The sequence below is a fragment of the Arthrobacter sp. Soil762 genome (genome assembly GCF_001428335.1).
GTDB lineage: Bacteria > Actinomycetota > Actinomycetes > Actinomycetales > Micrococcaceae > Arthrobacter.
In genome coordinates this window covers 331,359-344,613 of record NZ_LMSG01000012.1, presented here as the reverse complement: position 1 = coordinate 344,613, position 13,255 = coordinate 331,359, and the positions used below count along the sequence as shown (strand labels likewise).

The window sequence follows — 13,255 nt, the reverse complement described above, 5'->3', positions numbered from 1 at the left end:
GGTGACCACCCGCCGTCGGACATCACCTCCCTCTTCCCGTAACCAAGACTTCAGAATTTAGAGAACAAGAGAGAACAGGGACCATATGTCCAGCGAATCCTCCTTCGGCCTCATGCAGATCGGCCTCGCCACCGCGGATGACATCCGTGGCTGGTCTTACGGCGAGGTTAAGAAGCCGGAAACCATCAACTACCGCACGCTCAAGCCCGAGAAGGACGGCCTCTTCTGCGAGAAGATCTTCGGCCCTTCCCGCGACTGGGAATGCTACTGCGGTAAGTACAAGCGCGTGCGCTTCAAGGGCATCATCTGCGAGCGGTGTGGCGTTGAAGTCACCCGTGCGAAGGTCCGCCGTGAGCGCATGGGCCACATCGAGCTGGCCGCCCCGGTCACGCACATCTGGTACTTCAAGGGTGTTCCGTCCCGCTTGGGCTACCTCCTTGACCTGGCACCGAAGGACCTCGAAAAGGTCATCTACTTCGCTGCCTACATGATCACCAGCGTTGACGCCGACAGCCGCCACGAGGAACTGCCCAACCTTCAGGTTGAGCACGACATCGAGAAGAAGCAGCTGATCGACAACCGCGACTCCGACATCGCCACGATCGCCCGTGACCTCGAAAACGAGATCGCGCGCCTCGAAGGTGAAGGGGCCAAGGCTGCCGACAAGAAGAAGGCCCGCGACTCCGCGGACCGTCAGATGGCCAACGTGCGTAAGCGTGCCGACGCCGAGATCGAGCGCCTCGAGCAGGTCTGGGACCGTTTCAAGAACCTGAAGGTCGCAGACCTCGAAGGCGACGAAGGCCTCTACCGCGAGCTGCGCGACCGCTACGGCATGTACTTCGAAGGCTCCATGGGTGCCGAAGCCATCAAGAAGCGTCTTGAGAACTTCGACATGCAGGCCGAGTCTGACCTGCTGCGCGACATCATTGCCAACGGCAAGGGTCAGCGTAAGACCCGCGCCCTGAAGCGCCTGAAGGTGGTCAACGCGTTCCTGACCACCAACAACAGCCCGCTCGGCATGGTGCTGGACGCTGTCCCGGTGATCCCGCCGGAACTGCGCCCGATGGTCCAGCTGGACGGTGGCCGCTTCGCGACCTCCGACCTCAACGACCTCTACCGCCGTGTGATCAACCGCAACAACCGCCTCAAGCGCCTGCTTGACCTCGGTGCCCCGGAGATCATCGTCAACAACGAGAAGCGCATGCTTCAGGAAGCAGTTGACAGCCTCTTCGACAACGGCCGTCGCGGCCGTCCGGTCACCGGTCCTGGCAACCGTCCGCTGAAGTCCCTGAGCGACATGCTCAAGGGCAAGCAGGGTCGTTTCCGCCAGAACCTCCTCGGCAAGCGCGTTGACTACTCCGGCCGTTCGGTCATCGTCGTCGGCCCGCAGCTGAAGCTGCACCAGTGTGGTCTGCCCAAGCAGATGGCCCTGGAGCTCTTCAAGCCGTTCGTGATGAAGCGACTGGTTGACCTCAACCACGCACAGAACATCAAGTCGGCCAAGCGCATGGTCGAGCGTTACCGTCCGCAGGTCTGGGACGTGCTGGAAGAGATCATCACCGAACACCCGGTGCTGCTCAACCGTGCACCTACCCTGCACCGCCTTGGCATCCAGGCGTTCGAACCGCAGCTTGTTGAAGGTAAGGCAATCCAGCTCCACCCGCTGGTTTGTGGCGCCTTCAACGCTGACTTCGACGGCGACCAGATGGCAGTCCACCTTCCGCTGAGCCCCGAGGCCCAGGCCGAGGCGCGCATCCTGATGCTGTCCTCGAACAACATCCTGAAGCCGTCCGACGGCCGTCCGGTCACCCTGCCTTCGCAGGATATGATCATCGGTCTTTACCACCTGACCACCAAGCGCGTCGGTTCAGCTGGCGAAGGCCGCGTCTTCTCCTCGGTTGCCGAAGCCATCATGGCCTACGACCTCCGCGAGCTGCACTTGAACTCGCAGGTCCGGATCCGTCTCGAAGGCTTCGTTCCTTACGCGGGCTGGGAAGCCCCGGAAGGCTGGGAAGCCGGCCAGCCGGTGATCGTCCAGACCTCCCTGGGACAGGTCATCTTCAACCAGACGCTGCCGGCGGATTACCCGTGGGTTGAGAACGTTGCGGACAAGGGCGAACTGTCCACGATCGTCAACGATCTCGCCGAGCGCTACCCCAAGGTGGTCACGGCGGCAACGCTGGACAACCTGAAGGACGCCGGTTTCTACTGGGCCACCCGCTCAGGCGTTACGGTCGCCATCTCGGACATCGAGGTACCCAAGGACAAGCCGCGGATCCTCGCTGGCTACGAAACCATGGCTGCCAAGATCCAGGGCCAGTACGACAAGGGCCTGATCGACGACGACGAGCGTCGCCAGGAACTGATCGAGATCTGGAACAAGGCAACCAACGAGATCGCCCAGGTGATGCGTGACAACCTGTCGCCGATGAACACCATCAACCGCATGGTGTCCTCCGGTGCACGTGGTAACTGGATGCAGGTCCGTCAGATCGCGGGTATCCGTGGCCTGGTGGCCAACCCTAAGGGTGAAATCATCCCGCGTCCCATCAAGTCCTCCTACCGCGAGGGCCTGTCGGTGCTGGAATACTTCATCGCCACTCACGGTGCCCGTAAGGGTCTGGCTGACACCGCGCTGCGTACCGCCAACTCGGGTTACTTGACCCGTCGTCTGGTGGACGTGTCGCAGGACGTCATCGTCCGCGAAGAGGACTGCGGCACCGAGCGCGGCCTGGTCACGGCAATCGCCGTGCCGGACGCCAACGGCGAGCTGGTCCTGGACGAAAACGTCGAGAACAGCGCCTACGCCCGTACGCTCGCTGTTGATGTTGTGGACTCCAAGGGCAATGTCCTTGCGGCCGGCGGCACCGACTGCGGCGACGTCGTTATCGCTGAGCTGTTCGCAGCCGGCATCACCGAGGTCAAGGTCCGCTCCGTACTCACCTGTGAGTCCCGCGTCGGCACCTGCGCCCTGTGCTACGGCCGTTCACTGGCCACCGGCAAGACCGTGGACATCGGCGAGGCCGTCGGCATCATCGCCGCACAGTCCATCGGTGAGCCCGGTACCCAGCTGACCATGCGTACGTTCCACACCGGTGGTGCTGTTTCCGCCAGCGGTGGCGACGACATCACCCAGGGTCTGCCCCGTATCCAGGAGCTCTTCGAAGCCCGTACTCCGAAGGGTGTCGCACCGATTGCTGAAGCAGCCGGCCGCATCAACATCGAAGAGTCCGAGCGTCAGATGCGCCTGGTCATCACTCCGGATGACGGCTCTGAAGAGATCGCCTACCCGGTACTGCGCCGTTCACGCCTCCTCATTGAGGATGGCGAGCACGTCACAGTGGGCCAGAAGCTCATCAACGGTCCGGTGGATCCCAAGCAGGTTCTGCGCATCATGGGTCCCCGTGCCGCGCAGAAGTTCCTGGTGGACGAGGTGCAGGGCGTGTACCGCAGCCAGGGCATCGGTATCCACGACAAGCACGTCGAGGTTATCGTTCGCCAGATGCTGCGCCGCGTCACGGTCATCGAGTCCGGCGAATCGGATCTGCTCCCCGGCGAGCTCGCCGAGCGCAGCCGCTTCGAGGAGGCCAACCGCCGCGTTGTGTCCGAGGGCAAGACTCCGGCTTCCGGACGTCCTGAGCTCATGGGCATCACGAAGGCGTCCCTGGCCACCGAGTCCTGGCTGTCGGCAGCTTCCTTCCAGGAGACCACCCGCGTCCTGACGCAGGCGGCCATGGAAGGCAAGAGCGACCCGCTGCTCGGCCTCAAGGAGAACGTCATCATCGGTAAGCTGATCCCGGCCGGCACGGGTCTCCCGCGCTACACCGAGGTCACCGTGGAGCCCACTGAGGAAGCAAAGGCCAACCTGTTCACCGGCCCCAGCGCATTCAGTGACTTCTCGTACGACTCCCTGGGCGGCGACGGAGCTCCTGAGTTCCACGCCATCCCGCTGGATGACTACGATCTCGGCAACGATTTCCGCTAGTCGACTGCGTTGAAAGGCCCCGCTTCCACTCTGTGGAGGCGGGGCCTTTCGTCTACACCCGATTAAGGGCCCGGGTCCAGCCGTGCTAAACTTTGTGTAATTGTTCTGTGTGGCAGTGGATGAAGGCCGCCGCAGCATCATTTTGGTTTTGTTCTCATGATGCTGGGTGGAGCTTGTTTCCGGGTTGCGGGTAAGGTGCGCAACGAATGCCACGCTTTTGCACGCCTACGCAAGTTTCCAGAGGCCGCAGCTGCAAGGAGCAACGCCAAAACCATTGTGTTCAGGCTGGCGCCTGAGCGTGAAGGTAGAGATCAAACCAACGGAGAACACGAGAGTGCCTACGATTAACCAGCTGGTCCGCAAGGGCCGCACGCCTAAGGTCAAAAAGACCAAGGCTCCCGCGCTTAACGGCAGCCCGATGCGCCGCGGTGTTTGCACCCGCGTTTACACCACCACCCCCAAGAAGCCGAACTCGGCTCTTCGTAAGGTTGCACGTGTGCGCCTCAACGGTGGCGTTGAAGTTACCGCTTACATCCCCGGTGTAGGCCACAACCTGCAGGAGCACTCCATTGTGCTCGTTCGCGGCGGTCGCGTGAAGGACCTCCCCGGCGTTCGCTACAAGATCGTCCGTGGCGCCCTCGATACCCAGGGTGTGAAGAACCGTAAGCAGGCACGCAGCCGTTACGGCGCAAAGATGGAGAAGAAGTAATATGCCTCGCAAGGGTCCGGCCCCCAAGCGGCCGCTCGTACTAGATCCCGTTTACGGCTCCCCGCTGGTTACCCAGCTGATCAACAAGGTGCTGGTTGACGGTAAGAAGTCCACCGCAGAGCGCATCGTTTACGGTGCCCTCGAAGGCGCCCGCGCCAAGTCCGGCGGCGACCCCGTAGCAGCCCTCAAGAAGGCCATGGAGAACGTCAAGCCTTCCCTCGAGGTCCGCTCACGCCGCGTTGGTGGCGCCACCTACCAGGTTCCGGTTGAGGTCAAGCCGGGCCGCTCCACCGCCCTCGCCCTGCGTTGGCTGGTTGGCTACTCCAAGGCCCGCCGTGAAAAGACCATGACCGAGCGCCTCCAGAACGAAATCCTGGATGCCTCCAACGGTCTCGGTGCCGCTGTGAAGCGTCGCGAAGACACCCACAAGATGGCCGAGTCCAACAAGGCCTTCGCACACTACCGCTGGTAATACTTCCCGGACGCCGCCGGCTCGACTGAGCCGGCGGCGAACGCGTAGTCCATCCGAAAGGGAGACACCGTGGCACAGGACGTGCTTACAGACCTTAGTAAGGTCCGCAACATCGGCATCATGGCCCACATCGATGCTGGCAAGACCACCACCACCGAGCGCATTCTGTTCTACACAGGTGTGAACCACAAGATCGGCGAAACGCACGACGGCGCTTCGACGACTGACTGGATGGAACAGGAAAAGGAACGCGGCATCACCATCACGTCTGCCGCCGTGACCTGCTTCTGGGACAACAACCAGATCAACATCATTGACACCCCCGGCCACGTTGACTTCACCGTCGAGGTTGAGCGCTCACTGCGCGTCCTCGACGGCGCCGTTGCCGTGTTCGATGGTAAAGAAGGTGTGGAACCCCAGTCTGAGACCGTTTGGCGCCAGGCTGACAAGTACAACGTTCCGCGTATCTGCTTCGTCAACAAGATGGACAAGCTCGGTGCTGACTTCTACTACACGGTAGATACCATCATCAGCCGCCTCGGTGCCAAGCCGCTCGTAATGCAGCTGCCGATCGGTGCCGAGAACGACTTCGTCGGCGTTGTCGACATCCTGGAAATGCGCGCGCTGGTCTGGCCGGGCGACTCCAAGGGTGACGTCACCATGGGTGCCAAGTACGAGGTCCAGGAGATCCCCGCGGATCTGCTGGAGAAGGCCAAGGAATACCGGGCTGCCCTCGTTGAGACGGTGGCTGACGCTACCGAAGAGCTCATGGAGAAGTACCTCGAGGGTGAAGAACTCACCGTCGAGGAGCTCAAGGCCGGCATCCGCAAGATGACGATCAACTCTGAGCTCTACCCGGTCTTCTGTGGCTCCGCGTTCAAGAACCGCGGCGTTCAGCCGATGCTTGACGCCGTGGTTGACTACCTGCCGAACCCGCTCGACGTCCCGCCGATGATCGGCCACGATCCTCGCGACGAAGAGAAGGAACTCACGCGCGCGCCTTCCTCCGAGGAGCCGTTTTCGGCTCTGGCGTTCAAGATTGCTGCGCACCCCTTCTTCGGCCAGCTCACCTTCATCCGCGTGTACTCCGGTCACGTAGAAGCAGGCGCTCAGGTGGTCAACTCCACCAAGGGCAAGAAGGAGCGCATCGGCAAGCTGTTCCAGATGCACGCCAACAAGGAAATGCCCGTTGAGGGCGCTACCGCCGGCCACATCTACGCAGCGATCGGGCTGAAGGACACCACCACGGGCGACACCCTGTGTGACTCCAACAGCCAGATCGTCCTCGAGTCCATGAGCTTCCCGGAGCCCGTGATCTCGGTTGCCATCGAACCGAACACCAAGGGTGACCAGGAGAAGCTCTCACTGGCTATCCAGAAGCTCTCCGCTGAGGACCCGACCTTCCAGGTCTCCCTCAACGAGGACACCGGTCAGACCATCATCGCCGGCATGGGCGAGCTCCACCTGGATATCCTGGTGGACCGCATGCGCCGCGAATTCAAGGTCGAGGCCAACGTCGGCAAGCCGCAGGTCGCTTACCGCGAAACCATCAAGAATGTTGTTGCGCGTCACGACTACACGCACAAGAAGCAGACCGGTGGTTCGGGTCAGTTCGCAAAGATCCAGATTGCCATTGGGCCGCTGGATACTTCCGAAGGCGAGCTCTACGAGTTCGAGAACAAGGTCACCGGTGGCCGTATTCCGCGCGAATACATCCCGTCGGTTGACGCCGGTATCCAGGATGCACTGAATGACGGCGTCCTGGCCGGTTACCCGGTTGTTGGCATCAAGGCGACGCTGATTGACGGCGCTTACCACGATGTTGACTCTTCGGAAATGGCGTTCAAGATCGCCGGCCGTATGGCTTTCAAGGAAGCCGCACGCAAGGCGAACCCCATCCTGCTCGAACCGCTGATGGATGTAGAGGTCCGCACCCCTGAGGAATACATGGGTGAAGTAATCGGTGACCTCAACTCCCGCCGTGGCCAGATGCAGTCCATGGAAGATGCACAGGGCGTCAAGGTCATCCGTGCTCACGTCCCGCTGTCCGGCATGTTCGGCTACATCGGTGACCTGCGTTCGAAGACCCAGGGCCGCGCTGTGTACTCCATGACGTTCCACAGCTACGCGGAGGTCCCGAAGGCATTTGCCGACGAGATCATCCAGAAGAACCGCGGCGAGTAGTCTTCCGACTTTCGCAGCAAAAACTCGGGTGCGTTTCCGGTTCACGGAAGCTCACCTGGTGCAGGTGGCCGGGTCCGGTCCAGCCGGGCCCCGGCCATCTGCACGAACAGGCTCGAGGGACTAGTATTAGTTCCTGAATCTGCAATTTCACCAATCCAAAGCCCCCCAAGTAGACTTGCCTGAGTTTCTGCCGCGATAAGCGCGGTTGAAGGGTAAGTCATTTGAAAACGTTCTAGGAGGAACCTGTGGCAAAGGCAAAGTTCGAGCGGACTAAGCCGCACGTCAACATCGGCACCATTGGTCACGTTGACCACGGTAAGACGACGCTGACTGCCGCCATTTCCAAGGTGCTGTACGACAAGTACCCGACTCTCAACGAGCAGCGCGACTTCGCGTCGATTGACTCTGCTCCGGAAGAGCGCCAGCGTGGCATCACGATCAACATTTCCCACGTTGAGTACCAGACCGAGAAGCGCCACTACGCACACGTAGACGCTCCGGGTCACGCTGACTACATCAAGAACATGATCACCGGTGCTGCACAGATGGACGGTGCAATCCTCGTGGTTGCCGCCACTGACGGCCCGATGGCTCAGACCCGCGAGCACGTTCTGCTTGCCCGCCAGGTTGGCGTTCCCTACCTGCTGGTTGCGCTGAACAAGTCGGACATGGTCGACGACGAAGAGCTGCTGGACCTCGTTGAAATGGAAGTTCGTGAGCTGCTTTCGGCTCAGGGCTTCGATGGCGATGAAGCTCCGGTTGTTCGCGTTTCCGGTCTGAAGGCTCTCGAAGGCGACCCCATCTGGGTCAAGTCCGTCGAGGACCTCATGGCCGCCGTTGACGAGTCCGTTCCGGACCCCGTACGCGACCGTGACAAGCCGTTCCTGATGCCGATCGAAGATGTCTTCACGATCACCGGCCGTGGCACCGTTGTAACGGGCCGCGCCGAGCGTGGAACCCTCGCCATCAACTCCGAGGTCGAGATCGTCGGCATCCGCCCGGTCCAGAAGACCACGGTTACCGGTATCGAGATGTTCCACAAGCAGCTCGACGAAGCATGGGCCGGCGAGAACTGTGGCCTCCTGCTCCGCGGTCTGAAGCGCGATGACGTAGAGCGTGGCCAGGTTGTCGTCAAGCCGGGTTCCATCACCCCGCACACCGACTTCGAGGCCAACGTCTACATCCTTTCCAAGGATGAAGGCGGACGCCACAACCCGTTCTACTCGAACTACCGCCCGCAGTTCTACTTCCGCACCACGGACGTAACCGGCGTTATCACCCTGCCGGAAGGCACGGAAATGGTTATGCCTGGCGACAACACTGAGATGACCGTTGCGCTCATCCAGCCCATCGCCATGGAAGAGGGCCTCGGCTTCGCTATCCGCGAAGGCGGCCGCACCGTTGGTTCAGGACGCGTTACCAAGATCATCAAGTAATTTACTTGTTGATTACGGAGCCGATGGCCGTCTGACGGCCTGACGCAAAGTTTGGAACAGCCCCGCTGCTAGTGCAGCGGGGCTGTTCTTTGCTATTATTAATCCAATCAATGGATTAATTGTGCAGGCAGGCCTGTCCTTTGGAAAGGGATCGCCGTGAGGGACGAATCATATGAAGCGGGGTACCGCGCCGGTCACCTTCAGGGGTGGCTTGACGCCGTGGCCAAGCTTCAGGCGTCCGGCCAGCCGAGTCCGGTGGCCACACAATCACCAAGTTCTGCCGACGCCGACTCACGGCTGAGGGAGGGCCCGCCCCTGGGGCAGCGTACGACGGCGGCGGTCACCAGTGTGCCCACGCCGGCCACGCCAGTGCCCGCCGACGTCAGCATCTCCCTGGTGCCGGCGTCGCCTTCGGCGCCCTTATCGTGGCCGTCGCCCACCGCGTCGGTGCCACCGAGGATTCCGCCGCAGTCTCCGGCCGCCTCGTTCCAGCCATATCCGGAGACACCGGCTGAGCGCCAGGCCCGACGTGAAAAGCGGGACCGGCAGAACATCAACATTACGCTGTACGTGGCCAGCCTGCTGCTGGTGGCTGCCGCAGCACTCTTCATCGGCACCAGCCTTCCGCCCATGTTGCGCTTTGCCGGCGTCTGCGCAGTCACGGCGCTTTTCTATGGCGCGGGATTTGTACTGCACGCCCGGGTCCCGCGGCTGAAGCCTGCTGCCGTGGCGTTCACCGGCACCGGGCTTGCCCTGGTTCCTGTGACCGGGCTGGCACTGTACAACTTCGCATTGCATCACGGCCCGTCCGCCTGGCTGATCACGTCGCTGATCGGTACCGCGGCTTATGTTGCGGCGGCGGTCCGGCTGGAGAGCAGGGTTCTCGTGTACCTTTCCTTCACGTTTGTGGCTTCCACAGCGTTCTCCGGCGTTTCAATCCTGGGTGGCGCGCTCGTCTGGTATTTCGCTGCGCTCATAGCCGTCGCCGTGCTGCTAACTGGCATTGCCCTTGCCCGGCCGCGTTGGCTGCCGCCGGTGTATGTCAGGCCGCTGATGGTCCTGCACCCGTTGGTGGTTCCGGCCGTCGCCGTCGCCGCGACCTGCGTGCCGTTGCACTTGGACAAAGCTGAGTACGCGCTGGTCATCGGGATGTGCGGAGTCTATTTTGCCCTTATGGCCGCTGTTCCGGGGCGGTTCCGGCTGATCAACTTCTATGCGGCACGGGCCGCCCTGACTGTAGCTGCCGCCGTCGAGATCTGGCACCTGACCGGCCGGGGGACCGATGCCCTGCTCGCCGCCGGCGTACTGTTCGCCGCCCAGGCAGTGGGGCTGGCGTTCCTGTCGGCCAGGCTGACGGGCTGGTTTCGCCAGCAGCAGGCAGGCCCGTCCGCCGTCGGCAACAGCCCAAACGCCGCTGGAGAACGCTGGCAGGTTGATGCCCGGGCGACGTTTGCTCTGCAACTCGCTGCCACCACGGCGTTCAGCGTTCAGGAGACCGCTGTCGGCTTCTTCCGCGCAATGGACGGCTACGGTTCAGTCGCAGCGGGTACTACGTTGCCGCTGTGGATGCCGGTGGCCTTATCGTTGGCCACGGGCATGGTGCTGGCAGCCAAGTGGGCCGGCCGGGCCGAATGGGCGCCCGTGGCCGCACTGGTCCTTGCCGGCATAGTTTCGCCTTCGATGGGCGCGTGGCCGCTCGCCGGAATGCTGCTCGCCGCGGCCGGCTTCTGGGCGATCCGTGGGGTTTTGGCGTCAGGTGATTTCCGTGGCCGGTTGGTTCTGGGGTCCCGGTTGGCCCTCACCTGCGCGGTCCCCGTAACTGTCGCGGCCGTGATGGATGACGGCCCCGGGCGGGCCGAGGCGTCCGTGTTCGCGCTGTTGCTGGCACTCGTGTGCCAGCAACTCCTTACGGCGCTCCTGGAACGCGCGGGCGTGCGGACTTTGGCGCCGGAGGCAACCTTGGGCGTCTTCGGTGCCGGGGGTGCACTGGTTCTGGTCGGGATGCCGTTCATTGAGGCCTCGCCGGACCACGGCCTGACAGCCGTCTGCGTGATCATCCAGCTTGCTGCCGCTTTTGTCATCGGAGCCCTGGTGGTTCCACGGCCGGCTACGGAACCGGACTGGGTTGCAACGGTGTGGGAGGCGTTGCCGCTGGGTATGTCCGTGGTCGCCGCGACGGTCGCGTTCCAAGCCGTTTCACAAGGCGCCGGGAACACGGCGTTGTTGTTAGTGGCGGCGTATCTGGTCATCACTGCGATTCGCCTGCCCCTGCGCCAACACCGCTGGGCCTACTGGTGGTTCGCCAGGGCGGCAGTCACCGTACTTGCCCTGACAGCTTTTCACCAGCTGCAGCGGGACGGCGGCCCGGTGGTCATCGCGGTCGAAGTGGTCCACCCGGCAACGGTCCTGGTGACCGTGCTGGCACTCCAGCTGTGCTTTCCGCTGGTTGCTGCCGTCCGCCGTCGTGCTCCCCGCGGGATTCTTGCTGACGCGGGCGCAGTGCTCCTTCTCCAGTTGGCCGGCATTGCCAGCCTCTTGCAGTCAGGTTCCGCAGACTGGCAGGAAACCACCGCTGCAGGACTCGTGGCCCTAGGCGCGGCGGCCTCGGGGTACTTCCTTCGCAGCGTGGCGGGTGCAGTCTGGTTGGCCCCGTTTGCATTTGTTGTGCTGCTGGCCTTCAGCGATGGCGATCTACTTCGGGTGGAACTTATCCTGGGTATCTTCGCGGTCTACTCCACGCTGATGGTGGTGGCCGAGCAACAGCGGGCCAGGAAGGGCTGGTACTTTGTGGCGGCCCGCGTGCTGACGGCAGGCCTCGCGGTGGTCCTCAGCTACGACATCACCGCGTCGCCCACTGTGGTTTCGGTGACCTTTGCCCTTGTGCTCGCGGCCCAGCATGCCGTCCGCTGGGTGATGCGCTCACGGCTGGCTGACATCCCCTTCCAGCAGGCTGCAGTCTGGATCACCCTGGCCGGGCAGGCATTGCTGCCGCTGGCCTACGTGACGAGGCCGGGTGGCGTCGGGCTGCTGGCGCAGGACGCCGACGGCGGCCGCTGGGTGGTGTTGCTGGAACTGCTGTTGCTGCTTGTCTCTGCTGTGGTTGCCAGGAGACTCTTCAGTGCCTACGGAGCCCGCTACTTCGCTGTGTATGCTGCGCTGTTCGGCGTGCTCGCTTTGGGACCGCTGTTCACGTTCGGCGGGACGTTCCTTGTAACCGCGGTCCTGAGCCACACCGGCACTGCCGTGACTCTGCTGGGTGGTGCGCTGCTCGCAACCGCTGCCGGCATCCTGCGACACCGGCAGAACGCGGGCCGGCGGAACGGGCTCACTCAGAACGGGCACGCGCAGGATGGTCACCAACAGACCGCTGGCGACGCGGACGTCGAGCACTGGCTCTGGCTGGTTACCGCCGGCTCGTTTGCCGGTGTTGGGCTGCTGATCTCGCCGTTGGCGGCCGACTGGGTGACGGGAGCGGCTGTCCTGGCCCTGTCAGCCGTGTGCTTTACCGCATCGCATATCGAGTATCTGCAGGTGCTGTATCCGCCGGCAGCCGTGGCCGCGCTCGGCGGGTCCGTCGCCTTGGCGGCGGAGGCGTATCAGGATGTCCCCGTAGTCTGGGACGGATTCCTGCCATGGCTGACCGGCGCTGGCGTGGCTTCGGTCGCCCTCTATGCCGTGCGGCTCATGCGCAGCGGCCCGTTGCAGGCCGAGCCGGTGCGTCGTTGGTCGCTTGCCGGTGCGGCGTTCCTCGGCCTCGTGCTGGTGGTCTTCGTCGGAATCCGGCACGATGCAACGTCCTGGACGGCGGCCTCAGTGCTGGCCGCCGCCGTCGGGGTGTCCTACAGGGAGGCACCCGCAAGGGCGCGACGGATCGCCCTCGAAGTGGGTGCGTTGGTCCTCACAGTAGCCATCCAGCGCGCTGCCATCTTCGAACTGGACGCGCCTGACGGTCGCACAGGCCGGCTATTGACCGACCTTCCCAGTCCCTTCTGGGTGGTCCAGTGGTACGTGGTCCTGGCCGCTGTCCTCGGTGGCTTGCGCTACTTCGCCGGCAACCAAGCTGCCGGCCGGTTACTGGTGGGCGCGGCCTCTGCGTTGCTCTCGCTGAGCGGCTTGGGCATAGTGTTCGGCGCTAACGCTGGGCAGCAGCTGTGGGTCCTGGTGCTCCTCGCCCTGCTGCTCATGGCAGGCCTTGGCCTGGGGGAACGGCTCTTCGTCTGGTGGGGTGCGGCAGGGGTGGCCGCCTGCATTCTGTGGGCCATGCGGCAGTACACGTTCCTGCTGTTGGCGTTCATCGCTGTGGGGCTGATCGTCTTTGCCGTCTGGCGGCTGAACCGCGGAACGGCCGGTCAGGCGCCGGAGGCGGGACCAGCGGTGACCCCGGGTCCTGAGTCCAGCTCACCGTCCCGCGAGGGCAGGGAACCGTCCCGCCGGCACTGATACTGTTGCTGACAGCGAGAGGAGTACAT

7 protein-coding genes are annotated in these 13,255 nt (G+C 63.2%); 6 read left to right on the top strand and 1 reads right to left on the bottom strand.

Annotated features, from left to right (window positions below; genetic code table 11):
- Window positions 1-85: 85 nt before the first annotated feature.
- The 5 genes from ASG77_RS09610 (at window position 86) to tuf (ending at window position 8,786) form a co-directional block, all read left to right on the top strand.
- Window positions 86-3,985 carry a DNA-directed RNA polymerase subunit beta' gene (locus ASG77_RS09610; protein WP_056344403.1) on the top strand — a complete coding sequence of 1,300 codons (3,900 nt, stop codon included), beginning with the start codon at window positions 86-88 and terminating at the stop codon, window positions 3,983-3,985.
- A gap of 334 nt (window positions 3,986-4,319) precedes the next feature.
- A complete protein-coding gene (rpsL, locus tag ASG77_RS09605; RefSeq protein ID WP_011692814.1) occupies window positions 4,320-4,694 on the top strand; it encodes a 30S ribosomal protein S12 in 375 nt (124 codons plus the stop codon).
- Window position 4,695: 1 nt separating this feature from the next.
- Entirely contained in the window at window positions 4,696-5,166 is a 471-nt protein-coding gene (gene rpsG, locus ASG77_RS09600; RefSeq protein WP_011692813.1) for a 30S ribosomal protein S7, read from the top strand.
- A 69-nt stretch (window positions 5,167-5,235) separates the two neighbouring features.
- A complete protein-coding gene (fusA, locus tag ASG77_RS09595; protein ID WP_056344399.1) occupies window positions 5,236-7,350 on the top strand; it encodes an elongation factor G in 2,115 nt (704 codons plus the stop codon).
- A gap of 245 nt (window positions 7,351-7,595) precedes the next feature.
- The gene (gene tuf, locus ASG77_RS09590) at window positions 7,596-8,786 is read left to right on the top strand and encodes an elongation factor Tu (protein WP_056344396.1); all 1,191 of its coding nucleotides are present in this window, start codon (window positions 7,596-7,598) and stop codon (window positions 8,784-8,786) included.
- Window positions 8,787-9,016: 230 nt separating this feature from the next.
- Here the strand turns inward: tuf and ASG77_RS22220 are convergent, their stop codons facing one another.
- Window positions 9,017-9,448: a hypothetical protein gene (locus ASG77_RS22220; RefSeq protein ID WP_200950735.1), complete on the bottom strand. Its 432-nt coding sequence runs from the start codon at window positions 9,446-9,448 to the stop codon at window positions 9,017-9,019.
- Here ASG77_RS22220 and ASG77_RS09585 point away from each other — a divergent pair.
- Window positions 9,417-13,226, top strand: coding sequence for a hypothetical protein (locus ASG77_RS09585; protein WP_200950733.1), 3,810 nt, complete (start codon window positions 9,417-9,419; stop codon window positions 13,224-13,226). The genes ASG77_RS22220 and ASG77_RS09585 overlap by 32 nt on opposite strands.
- The last annotated feature ends 29 nt before the right edge of the window (window positions 13,227-13,255 follow it).